This is a genomic window from Paenibacillus zeisoli (assembly GCF_003994465.1).
GTDB classification, from domain to species: Bacteria; Bacillota; Bacilli; order Paenibacillales; family Paenibacillaceae; genus Fontibacillus; species Fontibacillus zeisoli.
This window is the reverse complement of record NZ_RZNX01000003.1, coordinates 501,415-516,035: the sequence shown is the minus strand read 5'-3', so window position 1 is coordinate 516,035 and position 14,621 is coordinate 501,415. Positions and strand designations below refer to the sequence as shown.

General features: G+C 51.6%; 15 protein-coding genes. 13 read left to right on the top strand and 2 right to left on the bottom strand.

Annotated elements, in window-relative coordinates; genetic code table 11:
• Positions 1–41: 41 nt before the first annotated feature.
• From hisA to EJP77_RS11310, 5 genes are all read left to right on the top strand, one after another.
• A complete protein-coding gene (gene hisA / locus EJP77_RS11330; RefSeq protein WP_127199333.1) occupies positions 42–776 on the top strand; it encodes a 1-(5-phosphoribosyl)-5-[(5-phosphoribosylamino)methylideneamino]imidazole-4-carboxamide isomerase in 735 nt (244 codons plus the stop codon).
• A gap of 66 nt (positions 777–842) precedes the next feature.
• On the top strand, positions 843–1,601 hold the full coding sequence (hisF, locus tag EJP77_RS11325) for an imidazole glycerol phosphate synthase subunit HisF (RefSeq protein WP_127199332.1): 759 nt from the start codon (positions 843–845) through the stop codon (positions 1,599–1,601).
• Entirely contained in the window at positions 1,598–2,293 is a 696-nt protein-coding gene (hisIE, locus tag EJP77_RS11320) for a bifunctional phosphoribosyl-AMP cyclohydrolase/phosphoribosyl-ATP diphosphatase HisIE (protein WP_127199331.1), read from the top strand. The genes hisF and hisIE overlap by 4 nt, the downstream gene beginning before the upstream one ends.
• A gap of 18 nt (positions 2,294–2,311) precedes the next feature.
• On the top strand, positions 2,312–3,139 hold the full coding sequence (hisJ, locus tag EJP77_RS11315) for a histidinol-phosphatase HisJ (RefSeq protein ID WP_127199330.1): 828 nt from the start codon (positions 2,312–2,314) through the stop codon (positions 3,137–3,139).
• Positions 3,140–3,281: 142 nt separating this feature from the next.
• The gene (locus tag EJP77_RS11310; RefSeq protein WP_127199329.1) at positions 3,282–3,728 is read left to right on the top strand and encodes a GNAT family N-acetyltransferase; all 447 of its coding nucleotides are present in this window, start codon (positions 3,282–3,284) and stop codon (positions 3,726–3,728) included.
• 5 nt (positions 3,729–3,733) lie between these two features.
• Here the strand turns inward: EJP77_RS11310 and EJP77_RS11305 are convergent, their stop codons facing one another.
• Entirely contained in the window at positions 3,734–4,129 is a 396-nt protein-coding gene (locus tag EJP77_RS11305; protein WP_127199328.1) for a hypothetical protein, read from the bottom strand.
• A 172-nt stretch (positions 4,130–4,301) separates the two neighbouring features.
• On the opposite strand from EJP77_RS11305, the gene EJP77_RS11300 reads away from it, so the two are divergent.
• From EJP77_RS11300 to trxB, 8 genes are all read left to right on the top strand, one after another.
• Positions 4,302–5,150 (top strand): response regulator transcription factor, encoded by an 849-nt coding sequence (locus tag EJP77_RS11300; RefSeq protein WP_127199327.1) that lies wholly within the window; start codon positions 4,302–4,304, stop codon positions 5,148–5,150.
• Positions 5,151–5,169: 19 nt separating this feature from the next.
• Entirely contained in the window at positions 5,170–6,297 is a 1,128-nt protein-coding gene (locus tag EJP77_RS11295; RefSeq protein ID WP_127199326.1) for a sensor histidine kinase, read from the top strand.
• Positions 6,298–6,475: 178 nt separating this feature from the next.
• Positions 6,476–7,417 (top strand): ABC transporter ATP-binding protein, encoded by a 942-nt coding sequence (locus tag EJP77_RS11290; RefSeq protein WP_127199325.1) that lies wholly within the window; start codon positions 6,476–6,478, stop codon positions 7,415–7,417.
• A 29-nt stretch (positions 7,418–7,446) separates the two neighbouring features.
• On the top strand, positions 7,447–8,586 hold the full coding sequence (locus tag EJP77_RS11285) for an ABC transporter permease (RefSeq protein ID WP_127199324.1): 1,140 nt from the start codon (positions 7,447–7,449) through the stop codon (positions 8,584–8,586).
• A gap of 1 nt (position 8,587) precedes the next feature.
• Positions 8,588–9,739 carry an ABC transporter permease gene (locus EJP77_RS11280; RefSeq protein WP_127199323.1) on the top strand — a complete coding sequence of 384 codons (1,152 nt, stop codon included), beginning with the start codon at positions 8,588–8,590 and terminating at the stop codon, positions 9,737–9,739.
• A 182-nt stretch (positions 9,740–9,921) separates the two neighbouring features.
• Positions 9,922–10,869: a ribose-phosphate diphosphokinase gene (locus EJP77_RS11275; RefSeq protein ID WP_127199322.1), complete on the top strand. Its 948-nt coding sequence runs from the start codon at positions 9,922–9,924 to the stop codon at positions 10,867–10,869.
• Between the two features lie 94 nt (positions 10,870–10,963).
• On the top strand, positions 10,964–12,691 hold the full coding sequence (locus EJP77_RS11270) for a tetratricopeptide repeat protein (RefSeq protein ID WP_425464235.1): 1,728 nt from the start codon (positions 10,964–10,966) through the stop codon (positions 12,689–12,691).
• 320 nt (positions 12,692–13,011) lie between these two features.
• The gene (gene trxB, locus EJP77_RS11265; protein ID WP_127199321.1) at positions 13,012–13,968 is read left to right on the top strand and encodes a thioredoxin-disulfide reductase; all 957 of its coding nucleotides are present in this window, start codon (positions 13,012–13,014) and stop codon (positions 13,966–13,968) included.
• Positions 13,969–14,159: 191 nt separating this feature from the next.
• On the opposite strand, the gene EJP77_RS11260 is transcribed toward trxB, so the two are convergent.
• Entirely contained in the window at positions 14,160–14,543 is a 384-nt protein-coding gene (locus tag EJP77_RS11260) for a RidA family protein (protein ID WP_127199320.1), read from the bottom strand.
• Positions 14,544–14,621 lie beyond the last annotated feature (78 nt).

Below are 14,621 nucleotides of genomic sequence, written 5' to 3'. Positions count from 1 at the left end.
TTAAGGCCGATGGTTAACTATATAGAGCAGGGGGAGAATGGATGTCTTCTTTTATCATTTATCCGGCGATTGATATCCGGGATGGCAAGTGTGTACGTCTGGTGCAGGGGGATTATGCCCGCGAAACGATCTATAACGACAATCCGGTGGAGGTTGCCAAGTCTTGGGAGGCTCAAGGCGGCGAGTTCATCCATCTGGTGGACCTTGATGGGGCAAAGGCTGGACACCCGGTTAATGATGCGCTGATTGGCGAGATTGCGCGCAGTGTGCAGGTGCCCGTTCAGGTAGGCGGCGGTATTCGGACGGTCAGTGACGTGGAGCGTCTGCTTGGTCTTGGCGTCAGCCGTCTGATTATTGGAACTGCGGCGATTGAAGACCGTGAGTTCACAGAAAGCGTCCTCGGACAATATGGCGATAAGGTTGCCATCGGTATTGATGCGCGTAATGGCTTGGTCGCTACCCGCGGCTGGCTTGAGACCTCTGAGGTTCAGGCCGAGGTGCTCGCGAAGGAACTGGCTGCGAAGGGCGCGGAGACGTTCATTTTCACCGATATCTCGCGTGATGGCATGATGCAGGGGCCGAATGTTGAAGCGATTCGTGCGCTGGCTGAGGCATCCGGCAAGACGGTCATTGCATCGGGCGGAGTCACCGTTCAGGAAGACCTGATTAAGCTGGCTGCACATGCTGGCCAGGGCGTGGGCGGAGCGATTGTGGGCAAGGCCTTGTACACGGGCAGCGTGGATCTGGCTAAGGCCATTCAGGCACTGAAAGCTTAACTATATATATATGATGATACCTAAGGAGCCTGTCCTACGAGGCTTCAGAGGAAAGGAAGAGAAGTAATGCTTACAAAGCGGATTATTCCTTGTCTGGACGTGAAGGACGGGCGGGTAGTGAAGGGCGTTAATTTTGTAAATCTCCGCGATGCTGGAGATCCGGTAGAACTCGCGGCGCTATATGACCGTGAGGGAGCCGATGAGCTTGTGTTTCTGGACATTTCCGCTTCCAATGAAGGCCGTGCCACGATGATTGAGGTCGTCCGGCAGACCGCGGGTGAGATCTCGATTCCGTTCACGGTGGGCGGCGGTATCTCCCATGTGGATGACATGAAGCGTCTCCTGCGCGCAGGTGCGGACAAGATTGGCATTAATACGGCGGCGATTGTGAATCCTGAGCTTATCTCGGAGGGAGCGCGGCGCTTCGGTTCCCAGTGTATTGTTGTGGCAGTAGACGCCAAATACAACGAGGCTTGGGGAGAGTGGGAAGTATATACGCATGGCGGGCGCAAGCCGACCGGCATCCGGGCTCTTGCGTGGGTAAAGGAAGCCGAAACCCGCGGCGCAGGCGAGATTCTGCTGACCAGTATGGATGCGGATGGCACGAAGGATGGATTCGACCTTCCGCTCACCAAGGCGGTAAGCAGCTTGGTCGGAATTCCGGTGATCGCCTCGGGCGGAGCCGGGAACAAAGAGCATTTCTATGATGTTTTTACAGAGGGACAGGCGGATGCTGCGCTTGCGGCTACGATTTTTCACTATAAGGAAATTGCTGTGCCGGATTTGAAAAAGGATTTGAAAGCCAGAGGGGTGGAAATACGATGAGTCAATCTTTAGAGCAGCGGCTTCCTCTTGCGAAGCTGCAGGAAATTATTAAATGGGACGCCCATGGCCTCGTACCTGCTGTAGTACAGGATGCTGACAGCAAAGACGTGCTGATGGTTGCGTATATGAACAGCGAATCCTTGCAGAAGTCCATTGTCACCGGAGATACCTGGTTCTGGAGCCGCTCCCGCGAGGAACTGTGGCACAAAGGCGCAACGTCAGGCAATACCCAGCGTATTACAGACCTTCGCTATGATTGTGACGGAGACACGCTGTTGGTTCTAGTGAAGCGCAGCGGACCGGCTTGCCATACTGGCGAGGACAACTGCTTCTACCGTTCAGCGGCTGCTGTCCAAAGCGAGGGCGCTGTATCGGCAGCTGCTTCTTCCACCAGCCGGTTCGAAGTGCTTGGTGAATTGGAGCAGATTATCAAGGAACGTTATGAGGAGCGCCCGGAAGGCGCCTATACTACGTATTTGTTCGAGAAGGGCATCGACAAGATTCTGAAAAAAGTCGGCGAAGAGACCGCCGAAGCTATCATTGCCGCCAAGAACGGCGATAATGATGAGCTTCGTCTTGAAGTCAGCGATCTGATCTATCATCTGCTCGTGCTGCTGCGGGAGCGGAACCTTCCGCTGGACGATATCATGAGCGAGCTGGATCGCCGTCACGAGCGTCCACGCCGCGACTAGGGGCGGAGGGAACGCGCCATGCTGATCGATTACCATACCCACCATGTCCGCTGCGGACATGCCGTGGGCGAGCTTGAGGAGTACGTACAGCGGGGCATTGAGATTGGCTTGTCCCATATTGGGCTATCCGATCATATGCCGCTGCTTCATGTGAATCCTGCAGAATATTATCCTGAGATGGCCATGGCTATGGAGGAGCTTCCCCGTTATGTGGAGGAATGCTTCCTGCTTAAGGAGAAGTACCGTGGACAAATCGAGGTGCGTGTCGGCCTGGAAGGCGACTATATCGAGGGCTGGGAAACCGAGATTGAGCGGATTGTGCGTGCCTACCCGTGGGATTATGTGATCGGCTCGGTTCATTTTCTCGGGGAATGGGATATTTCGGACTTCCGTCAGACCCACAACTGGGAAGGCAAGGACATCCTGTCCGTATACAGACAGTACTATGATGCTGTTCAGAAAGCCGCACGAACTGGCTTCTACGACATTATGGGGCATCTGGATGTGATCAAGCGCTTCGACTATAAGCCGGCACCGGAGCTTGCGGGTGAGGTTATTCAGCTGGAAAATGCCGCGCTTGAGGCCGTTCGTGAATCCGGCGTGGCTATGGAGCTTAACGCATCCGGGCTGGCTAAAGCCTGCGCCGAGATGTTTCCCAGCCGCCGCATGCTGCAGCGCGCCTATGAGCTGGGTATTCCGCTGACCGTGGGCTCGGATGCCCATGATCCGAAGAAGCTGAGCGAGAATCTGGATCAGGCCCGCAGAACGCTGTATGAAGTTGGATTCCGTGAACTGGCGACCTTTGAGGGCCGCCGCAGAACGATGATTCCGCTGGAGTTAGAATAATCCAAGGTTAATGGTATGACGCCGCACTGGAGAAAAGGAGACACCTGGAACAGAACAGGGGGTTTCACGCCAGATGCGGCTTTTTTGCGATAGGAAGGAACGAATTCGGATGTTTACAAGGAAGGAATTGAGGTCTTGAGCCATGTCAGGAAGAACAATTAGGGAGATCAGGGTAGCCGATCGTCATGATATTTATGAGTTGAACCAAATCTTTAATCCCAATCTCGCTGCCTTTTCTGAAGAGAAAGTAAAAGAAAAGATTGAAAAAATTATAAAGAATACAAAAGATATCATCTTTGTATGTGAAGAGAAGAATGAAGTGATCGGGTATATTCATGGCAGCCCATATGAATTACTTTTTGCAGAACCCTTGGTGAACGTCCTGGGATTTGTGGTTAGAGAGAAGAATAGGAATCAAGGAATAGGCGGTATGCTGATGGAGCATCTGGAGCAGTGGGCTTGCCATAATCGATATTCTGGAATCAAGTTGTTATCCCATCCCAGCCGAATTCAGGCTCATAGGTTTTACGAACGCCGTGGCTTTATTTTCACTAAAGATCAGAAAAATTTCATCAAATATTTCGAGTAGGAGCGCTATACCGAAGTCCCCATCCACACAAGAACAGATACGATGGATAAGCCAATCCATCCGGGATGCTTCCCCTTTGTGCCGATCAAGACCAAAACCGCGCTTACGAGCATAGAGGCTGCAATGGTGTGTTCAAGAACGGTATATGTACCTCCTGCTTCAGATAAGGTCATCTTTGAAAGCCAGAATAGGATAAAAGCTATGGCCCATCCGAAAGCCGTCAGCGCATGCCAGCTGGCCCACAGGATGCGCACGTTAGATTCGCTTAACAGGCTCCCTCCGTTTGTCGGTATTAATCTACCCTGCCTTAGTTTGCGGAAAATTAGAACCTCACCTAATACCGTGTGAACGAGCCCAACGACAAAGGCTATAATTGAAGCACTAAGCAGATATCCGTTCATAAATGACCCCTCCTTAAGAAATTAACGCTATGCTGCTGTTGTTATTTTAATTCAAAATACACCATTTCGCTATTTCTGGATATAGGACTGGAACGTAACCCGGCAGCAAAGTCCTTCTTCCAATATCCACCTATAATCATGTAAAATAATCCCACAAGGGAGTGGATCCATAGTGAAGATCAAGGTGCTGATTGCGGATGATAATTCGTTTATCCGGGAGGGCATGCGGATTATTCTGACTACGTTCGGTGACTTTGAAGTTGTTGCCACCGTAGGAGATGGTCAGGAAGCCGTCGACTACTGCAAAGCTCATGAGGTTGATATTGCGCTGCTGGATGTCCGGATGCCGAATATGAATGGGGTCGAGGCTACACGCCTGCTGACTGAGGGGACAAAGACGCGTCCGCTGATCTTGACGACATTTGATGATGATGAATACATACTGGATGCCATTCGCTATGGTGCGAAAGGTTATTTGCTTAAGAATAATGATCCCGAACGGATTCGGGATGCGATCAAGAGCGTACACTGCGGCCATAATGTGCTGCAGGATGTAATCCTCGACAAGCTGAAGTCTTCAATGGAGCTGCTGCGGCCGGGAGCACAGGCCACGGGAGTTCCCCAGACGGGAGCGGGGACCACTGGGGTTCCCGAGACGGAGGCGCGGGCCGCTGAGGGCCCTCAGGCAGAAGCGGCTGCCGGGGTTATCCAGACGGGAGGGGCGCCCTTAAGCGGCAGGAGTTCCACGACGGCGGCACAAGCATCGCCATCTCGCGCGGCTGAAGCAGGTTCAGCTGCTCACGCAGGCGGCGGGCTGCCGTTCGACCGCAGTCCTTTTACGGATCGAGAGCTTGATGTGATGTCCAAGGTAGCCGAGGGACTGTCGAATAAGGAGATATCCAAAGAGCTGTTCATCTCCGAGGGGACAACGGCGAATTATATTACCTCGATTCTGAACAAAACCGGGCTTGAGCATCGAACCCAAATTGCAATCTATTACTTGACGGGCAGGGTCCGCTAGGCCGGGAAGGTTGTGATTCATGATGGAGCAATGGACCGTCGGCAACAAGACGATCGTCCTGTTCTTTGTTATCTACGTATCGTATTTCGGGGACCCGGCCCCTTCACTCTGGCTCATTCTCTATTTCCTGCTGTACCTGTCTATGAATCTGCTGCTGCATACGGTCAGGAACAGACGGTTTAAGCAGGGGATTATTCCGGTAATCCTTGCGGGTATAGTCTGGTGCTCGGTGCATGCGGATGTGCATTTTCTGCTGCTGCTTCCTTTTAGCGTATTTGAACTGGCTTCGTTCTATGTACGTCGGAATATCTTCGTGCTCCCTCTAGTCCTGATCCCGGCTATATTCTTGAGGGAATACGTCGTTATAGGGCTATATTTGTTCATAGCTGTGCTGGGCTGGTTTGGCTTTATACGCATCCGTTATTATATGAATCTGGTGAACCAGCTTGACGATCAGGCTGAGCTGCAGCGGACGGATCGGCAGCGCCTGGCCAGGATGCTTAGCGAGAATCAGGAATTCCTCCGTACCGCAGAGTATACGACCAAGCTGGAGGAGCGGAATCGGCTCTCGCAGACGATTCATGATGGGATTGGACATGCCATGACGGGGGCGCTAATTCAGATGGAAGCCGCCAAACGGCTGATCCGCAGCGATCCGGACAAGGCAGAGGAGCTGATTCAGAATGCGATTGGAATATCGTCGGAAGGGATTGAAGAGATCCGGCTTACCCTCAAAAACATAAAGCCGCCCACCGAGCAGCTGGGATTCAGCAGGCTTAAGACTGCGGTTGAGAGCTTTAGCAGCCGTTCGGACCTCCATATTACCTTGGTGCATGAGGGGAATATGGAAGTGATTACCCCGCTGCAATGGCGGATAATACAAGGCAACGTCACGGAGGCGCTTACCAATACAGCCAAATATGCTCAGGCCACGGCGATACATGTGGAGATCCGGGTCCTGAACCGGCTGATTAAGGTGGTAGTCTCGGACAATGGACGAGGCAACCTGAAGATTGTGAAAGGACTGGGGTTGATCGGGATGGAGGAGCGCACCGCCGCCGTTCAGGGAACGGTCATTGCCGATGGCACCAACGGCTTCAGTGTAACCACGCTGCTGCCTTTTGAACAGACAGGTCCTGCTTCATGAGATTTTAGGCACATGAGAATTCTCATGCCCAGGCTGGTCCAATCCAACTTCTATAAACATGAAATTTCTCATATCTAAAGGATGAACTTATGCACTGACATAGGGGCATCCTTTTTCTTTATGATAGAACCAGGAAGAACAAGAAGAGACACCTTCAAATGCTAAGGAGTGAACGGGAATGAACGTATTGGATATTCGTGGACTTACCAAGAAGTTTGGCAATTTCATCGCCGTGGATAATATCTCCCTGAGTATCAGGGAGGGAGAGATCTTTGGCTTTCTGGGTGCAAATGGAGCAGGTAAAAGCACAACAATTAATATGATTGCCTCGCTGCTGCGTCCCTCAAGCGGAGAGATCCTCATACTGGATCGGGACATTGCGAAGCAAAGCCGGTTTGCCAAGATGAATCTGGGGATGGTCCCGCAGGATCTGGCGATCTACGAGGATATGACCTCCTATGAGAATGTAAGCTTCTTTGCCGGGTTGTATGGACTTAGAGGGACAGAGCTAAAGGATAGGACGGAAGAAGCGCTGCAGTTCGTAGGCCTTGCCGATAAGGCCAAGAGCTACCCTAGGGATTTCTCGGGCGGTATGAAGCGGCGTCTTAATATTGCCTGTGCTCTGGCACATAAGCCCAAGCTGATCATCATGGATGAACCTACGGTGGGGATCGATCCCCAATCCCGCAACTACATCCTGAACTCCGTCCGTAAGCTTAATGAAGATGGCTGCACGATTATATATACCAGTCACTATATGGAGGAAGTAGAAGAAATCTGCTCACGCATAGCTATTGTGGATCATGGGAAAATCATCGCCGAGGGAACCAAGGAACAGCTTACCGCTACCATTACAGACATGAAGGATATCCGTATTGAGGTGAAGTCGCTAACCGATGTACCGGCCGATCAGCTCAGGTTAATTCCCGGTGTACGTACCGTCCGTCTGGATGAAATGGAGCCTGTCATCCGAATTCATAGTGATGCGGCCGTAGACAATTTGAACCGGATTCTGAAGGAACTGATTGCAAGCGGGGCAGAGATTCGTTCGGTTGAAGAGCAGGAGCCGAATCTGGAGACCGTGTTCCTGACTTTGACCGGGCGTAACCTGCGGGATTAATAGCGTGGAGAGGAGGCTGAGGTAATCGTATGAATAATATAGTGAGCATTGCGGTTAAGGAGATCAAGCATGATTTCCGGGATAGACGCACCCTGCTGTTTATGCTGGCTTTTCCCATTGTGCTGATGCTGATTCTGGGGCTGGCCCTTACCAATGCCTTCAGCAGTAATGTGAAGCTGGGTGAGATGAAGGTGCTCGTCAAAGACACCAGCCACGGTGGGCCCTTGGCAGATGCATTCACGTCCTTTACGGCAGAGCTGAAGAAGTCGGACATCCATTTTGAGACTATCAAAAAGGGTGTGAATGGGCTGGAGGAAATTCGGCAGAACAGGTATGACGGGTATATGGAGCTTACCGATTCAGGAATATCGCTCTACGGTAACAACCAGAGTGCTATAGAGGGCAATGTGATTGAAGGCATGCTCAAGGCCTTTACCGATAAATATAATGCGGTCTCTGCGGTGGCCAAAGTTGAGCCGGCCAAGGTCAGTCAGCTGTTCGTCCCTAGTGCTTCCGCTAATGGAAGTTACATCAAAGAGACCTCCGTGAATGCGAACCGGCAGCCGGGTTCCATGGATTACTATGCGGTGGCAATGTCGGTCATGATCGGGCTATGGGGAGCGATGTCGGCCGGAAGGTTGATCCGAAGTGAGATTGTGCAGGGCACGGCTCCGCGTCTGGTCGCCACTCCCGTGCGGCGAAGTGAGCTGTTCGCGGGTAAGGTACTGGGAAGCATTGTGCAGAACTTTTTATGTGTACTTATTGTGGTGCTGTTCAGTAAATTCGCCTTCGGAGCTTACTGGGGAGAGCACCTTGGCATCGCGCTGCTCATCTTGTTATCCGAAGTGGTTATGTCCGTCAGTCTGGGCCTCGGGGTGAGCTACTTGTTCAAAGGAAAGGCTTCGACCGGGATTCTCCTGTTGTTCGTACAGCTGGCCTCCTTCTTCGGGGGTGCTTACTTCCCTGTCAGCGTATCGGGTACCGATATGGCAAATTACATTGTCCTCGCGTCCCCTATCCGGTGGGCTAATCATGCTTTGACCGAATTGATCTACGGCCAGAGTTCGGTCTTCTCGGCTGCATGGCCAGCCATCAGTCTTAATCTCGGCTTGGCAGTTCTACTGCTGGCCGTATCAGCGGTATTTATGCGGCGTAAGGAGGGATTGTAGGATGTGGAGAGATATTGTCTGGCTGATGCTAAGCACTTTGAAAAGAACGTTCCGCAAACGGTCGAGTTGGCTGTTGTTCTTCGGGCTTCCTATCGCGGGGATTCTGGTCTCGACCGTGCTCTACGGAGGATCCGGGCAGAGTGTGCTTCGGGTAGGGATTGTTAATCAAGACAGCGGGCAGCGTATTGCAGCCGATACGGTTCAAATGGTACAGGGGCTGAAGAATATCAAGCTGGTGCAGATGAGCGAAAATGAGCTGCGAAGCGAGCTTGCCGCCAGCAATCTGGATACAGGGATTATTCTCGGCTCCGGTTATTCGCAAAGTATACGCGGCGGCAATCCGGATCATATCACCATCCAGTCAGTTAAAGGAGCCACGGTCACGGCCTATATCAAAGCGATGCTGAATCAGTATATCGATAATATTTCTTCGATCAGCAGAATAGCGGGCACGGATTCCGGGAAATTCGACCAGCTGTATGGCGCATTTCAGTCCAAAGAATTCAAACTGACGGTGAGCACAGTTCAGGATACTTCTAGTACCAAGCGAATGTCTTATCAATCGATTGGATTCCTGATTATGTTCATGATGACCTCAGCGGTCAATTTATCGGAACTTATTCTGATCAACCGCGAGAATCGGACCTATTTCCGGATCCTGTCTTCCCCCATTAGCTCAAAAACTTATGTACTCTCGAATATTCTGGTGAATCTGTGCGTGATGCTGTCCCAGATCGTCATAGCGTTATTCTTCCTTAAGTATGTATTTAAGCTGAGTACTGGTATGAGTATGGGACCGATGTTGTTCGTTCTGGGCCTGTTCTCCCTGACCTCGGTGGGAATCTCACTGGTTGTCGTAGCCTTCTCCAAGAACAGTGCCTCGGCGGGTGCGCTTCAGAATTTCATTGTGACTCCTAGCTGTCTGCTCTCCGGCTGCTTCATTCCGCTTGAGATCATGCCGAGTGCGGTTCGCCGGATCGCGGACTTCCTGCCTCAGAACTGGGTGCTTGAGTCGTTTGAGAAGCTTCAAACGGGCGGAGCCCTATCTAGCATCTGGTTCAACCTGCTCCTCCTAGTGGCTTTCGCAGCGCTGTTCTTCCTGATTGCCAGCTACAAGTTCGGACGGAATAACGACACTCGGAATTTTGTATAGAAGTACGGATTCGACTTGAGACAGAATTTACTATATGACCTCAGGCTTTGCAGCCTGGGGTTATTTTGCTGTTTACACAGAAAGAGACTTTGGAGCGCGGCCATTTTATTGTATAATTATTGAGAAAGCGAATACACGTAACTGGCAACCTAGACAGCTGCAAAGTTAAAGAGGAGGTTCTCATGCAAACCAGGCTGCAAATTTTTAGCGGATCATCGAATCCGATGCTGGCGGCACAGATTTGTGAGCGGCTTGGCGTACAATTAGGCAAAATTAAGCTCTCCCGTTTCAAAAGTGGTGAGGTCTATGTTCACTATGAGGAGAGCATCCGTAATGCGGATGTCTTCATTGTACAGTCGCTGTCCCACCCGATTAACGAGCTGTTCGTAGAGCTGCTGGTCATGATAGATGCAGCCAAACGGGCATCTGCCCGGACGGTCAACATTATTATGCCTTACTACGGATATGCCCGTCAGGAACGTAAATCCGCACCCCGGGAACCGATCTCGGCCAAAATGGTAGCGGATGTGCTGACGACGGCAGGAGCCACTCGTGTCGTGACCATTGATCTCCATGCTCCTGCCATACAAGGGTTCTTCAATATCCCGGTGGATCACCTTACTACCCTGGATATTATGACTTCCTATCTAAAGTCTAAGTCGATCACGAATCCGGTCGTGGTCTCCCCGGATGCTGGACGGGCCTCCATGGCGGAGAAGCTGGCCAGCGGTCTGGATGCTCCTTTTGCCATGATGATCAAGAAGAGACCTGCTCATAATCAATCGGTCATCACGCATGTTATCGGGGACGTCGAGGGCTACACTCCCATTATCATTGAGGACCTGATCGACACAGGGTCGACCATTGTCAATGTGGTGGAAGGCCTGAAGGAGCGCGGAGCGGAGGATGCCTACATCTGTGCGAGCCATGGTCTGTTCTCCGACAACGGGATGAAGCGCCTGGAGCATCCGAATATTCGGGAAGTCGTCGTGACCGACTCCATTGCTCTTCCAGATATGCATGCTGACGTATTTAAAGTGCTGTCCGTTGCGCCTATGCTGTCGCAAGCCATTCAAATTATAATCGATGGTGGTTCCATTGCCACCTTGTTCAAGGATCGCGGGATATAAGATATCCCGCTTTTTCTTTTACCATGGGACGAAAGGCCTCTCTATGGTATAATACCTGAGAGACTTTTAGGGATATTAGAAGGAGGTGCCTTGCTTGAAAGAGAAAAAACAGCATAATGGCGGTGTACCCCGTAAAGTGGTGCCCATCCGCATGGATGCGGGCTTTTTCTTTGAGAGAGCCGTCTCTTCACTGGACCGCTATCATTACGACAAGGCATTGAAATATTTTCGCAAGGCTGTCGAATATGAACCGGAGAATCCGGTGAATCATTGCAATATGGCGGGTATATTATCCGAAATGGGCGATTATGAGGGCTCGAATGCCGTTCTTTCTTCGATTCTGGAGAAGGTCGATCCGTCCATGACGGAATGTTATTTCTATCTGGCGAACAATTACGCCAATATGGAGCAGTTCGAAGCGGCTGAAGAAGCGCTTGTCACATATTTAGAGCAGGATGTCAGCGGTCAGTTCCTGACTGAGGCAGAAGAGATGATGGAGCTGCTGCATTATGAACTGGAACGGCCAATGAAGCTGAGTTCCATTAAATCACGGGAGGGCATGGTTGAGCACGAAAGTGCGCGCGCCCTGCTGGAAGAGGGCAAGTTCACCCAGGCAGTAAAGCTCCTGGAAGAGATTCTAAGCAAGAATCCTGACTTCCTGGCTGCGCGCAACAATCTCGCTCTGGCTTACTACTATCTGGGATTATTTAATAAAGCCCAAGGCACGATCGATGATGTTCTGGAGCGCGAACCGGGTAATCTGCACGGTCTGTGCAATCTGGCCATCTTCTATCAGCATCAGGGGGATGAGAAGGTTCTAGCTGAGCTGACGAGCCAGCTGCGCAACATTGTGCCTTTTCATCAGGAGCATGTATTCAAGCTTGCAACCACCATGGGTATTCTTGGGGAGCATGAGTCGGCTTACGGGCATTTCAAGCGGCTGATCAAGGACGATGATCTGAACTTCGATCCCTGCCTGTTTCATTATGCCGCGGTAGCTTCATATAATACGGGTCGCTATGCGGAAGCCCGGAAGTATTGGCAGCAGGTACAGAAGCTGGACCCGGCTACCGAGATTCCCCGCTTCTACCTGAACCGTCTGGAAGCACTCCGTGAGGACGGAGAACAATTCCAGGTCAGCTATCATTATCATCTTCCTTTCGAAGAACAGTTCAAGCTGTGGGAGAAACAGGACACCGGGATCCCTACGGGGCTGAAGGAAGACCCGCTGATTCGTTCTTCTTTCTTCTGGGCACTCCGGCATGGGGATGCCAGAACCAAGCTGCAGGTCATTCAGGCCTTTGGCAGTATTGGAGACGTGGAGGTCATTGAAGCCCTCCGGGCTTTTCTGATGGAGCCTGAGGAAGAGAAGTATCTGAAGAACATTGCGCTGTTCGTACTGCGAAGTCTGGGTCTGAAAGAGAGCATTCCTGTCCGTGATCAGAATGGAACGACAATGGCTGATCCGCAGGTGATCTCCTCCGAGCTCCCGGTATGGGAGGAACGGTGGCAGGCTGTTATCGATACAGCGGCGCAGAACATGGGTAAGCGATATAATCTGCTGCAGCAGTACGATCTTGAGATTCTGTGGGTCGAGTTCCTGACCCGCCAGTATCCGAAGACACCGGTCATCACTACGGTAGCAGGCTGGGCTGCGGCGCTTGAATATTTGACCGCCAAGATGCACCGCCGGGCCATCACTTATGAAGAGGTTGCCCACCGCTACGGGGTGTCGGTATCTACAGCAAGTAAGTATGCGCGCCGCGTGGATGAAGTGTGCGGCATCAAAGAGAAGATGAATGTTATTTTTCCTTCGGTCTAATTTATCTAATTATGGGTTATATAAGTTAAACTTGAGAATCACCCATAGGTAAGAGTGTGAAATGATTCTGTAGAAGCGAAGCGTTCGCCTTTGTCCCCGGACTTCTACCTTGTAAATATTAATTAAGAAGTCCGGGGACAACAGCGATCGGAAGAACATTTCACACGGCTGCCTCAAGTATAGATCAATAATTCAACTTATACGCTAATTACGCTTTGAATAACAGCACGTGGAATAAGGTCTTATGTTTATGCTATATAGGCAAAAGGGTATAAGATTATCTGAAGCAGGAGAAACCAATTCCAAGGAGGTTATCCATAATGTATAAATCAATCGTGATCGGAACCGGACCTTCCGGCTTAACAGCCGCTATCTATTTGGCCCGCGCCAACCTGAGCCCGCTGGTGATTGAAGGCATGGAGCCAGGTGGCCAGCTCACTACGACGACCGAAGTAGAGAACTTTCCGGGATTTCCGCAAGGAATTCTAGGACCGGAGCTTATGGACAACATGCGCAAGCAGGCGGAACGCTTCGGTGCCGAATTCAGAAATGGCTGGGTGGAGGAAGTGGATTTCTCCAAGCGCCCTTTCAAGGTGAAGATTACTGGTCAGGCGGAGACGCTTGAAGCAGAGACCGTGATCATCTCGACCGGTGCATCGGCCAGGTACCTTGGAATTCCGGGGGAACAGGAGAATGTCGGACGCGGAGTCAGCACCTGTGCAACCTGTGACGGCTTCTTCTTCCGCGGGAAGAAGATTATCGTGGTCGGCGGAGGCGATTCTGCCATGGAGGAAGCGAGCTTCCTGACCCGTTTTGCCTCGGAGGTTACGCTGGTACACCGCCGCGATGAGCTTCGCGCATCGAAGATCATGCAGGACCGGGCCCGGGACAATGAGAAGGTGAAATGGGCGCTGAACCGCACCCCGCTTGAAGTGGTTACGGACGAGAAGGGCGTTAAAGGGCTGAAAGTTCGTAATAATGAGGCTGACCAGGAGGAAATCGTAGAAGCGGATGGCGTGTTCGTAGCCATTGGACACACGCCAAATACGAAGTTCCTTGGCGGCCAGATTGAGACTGACGAGCATGGCTACATTGTGGTGAAGCCGGGTACAACCGAGACCAACATCCCAGGCGTGTTCGCCTGCGGAGATGTCCAGGATACGAAGTACCGCCAGGCGATCACAGCCGCAGGCTCGGGTTGTATGGCGGCCATGGACTGCGAGAAGTTCCTGGAGGGTGCCATGGTGCACGACTGGAGCGAGACACTGGATATGTAAAGTATGTACGTGGAGAGCCCCTGTACCTTGATAAGGTACAGGGGCTCTTTTCTCATATTAGCACGCCAGATGGCGTTCCTTTCACTTACGGATGCCGCCTGACTGGCTCGCGCCAACCATAGTCACCTTAGCCCGCTGATCATTGAAGGTTGCCCGGGTGCCCGTTACGGCGGCGAAGAGCACCGGCCGGGTCAGTCCGTATGAGCGACAGCGCTGACTTCAATCAGCTGCCCGGGATACGCCAGATAGGTTACACCGATAAGGCTTCCCGCGGGCCGGTGTTCTCCAGCGTATTCCTTGAACAGCCGAACTACGGGCTCGAAATGCTCCTGCGGGTTGGTTAGGTAAACCTCCACATAAGCTAGGTTCGACTTTGTTACATTAAATTCAGCCAGTACGCGGTCAAGATTGAGGAGCGCTTGCCGGGTCTGTGCCTCGATATCACCTTCACCTACGAACGCCCCCTCCTTATCGTGGGAGAACTGCCCGGATATGTAGATTGTACCGTTTACACTGTAACCCTGGGTAATTCCGTGATCCCACAAATTGTGGTTGTATGTTTTAACTAAACTCATGTTTGCCACTCCTTTACTTCAAAGTAAGGTTAGTATAGACTGAGCTCAAATAAAGCGGTAGTACGCACTATTTTGATA

Coding starts and splice junctions, on each gene's coding strand:
- EJP77_RS11305 (WP_127199328.1), bottom strand. CDS start 4,129: ATGAACGGATATCTGCTTAGTGCTTCAATTATAGCCTTTGTCGTTGGG.
- EJP77_RS11285 (WP_127199324.1), top strand. CDS start 7,447: ATGAATAATATAGTGAGCATTGCGGTTAAGGAGATCAAGCATGATTTC.
- EJP77_RS11295 (WP_127199326.1), top strand. CDS start 5,170: ATGATGGAGCAATGGACCGTCGGCAACAAGACGATCGTCCTGTTCTTT.
- EJP77_RS11290 (WP_127199325.1), top strand. CDS start 6,476: ATGAACGTATTGGATATTCGTGGACTTACCAAGAAGTTTGGCAATTTC.
- EJP77_RS11310 (WP_127199329.1), top strand. CDS start 3,282: ATGTCAGGAAGAACAATTAGGGAGATCAGGGTAGCCGATCGTCATGAT.
- hisIE (WP_127199331.1), top strand. CDS start 1,598: ATGAGTCAATCTTTAGAGCAGCGGCTTCCTCTTGCGAAGCTGCAGGAA.
- EJP77_RS11260 (WP_127199320.1), bottom strand. CDS start 14,543: ATGAGTTTAGTTAAAACATACAACCACAATTTGTGGGATCACGGAATT.
- EJP77_RS11275 (WP_127199322.1), top strand. CDS start 9,922: ATGCAAACCAGGCTGCAAATTTTTAGCGGATCATCGAATCCGATGCTG.
- hisF (WP_127199332.1), top strand. CDS start 843: ATGCTTACAAAGCGGATTATTCCTTGTCTGGACGTGAAGGACGGGCGG.
- trxB (WP_127199321.1), top strand. CDS start 13,012: ATGTATAAATCAATCGTGATCGGAACCGGACCTTCCGGCTTAACAGCC.
- EJP77_RS11280 (WP_127199323.1), top strand. CDS start 8,588: ATGTGGAGAGATATTGTCTGGCTGATGCTAAGCACTTTGAAAAGAACG.
- hisJ (WP_127199330.1), top strand. CDS start 2,312: ATGCTGATCGATTACCATACCCACCATGTCCGCTGCGGACATGCCGTG.
- hisA (WP_127199333.1), top strand. CDS start 42: ATGTCTTCTTTTATCATTTATCCGGCGATTGATATCCGGGATGGCAAG.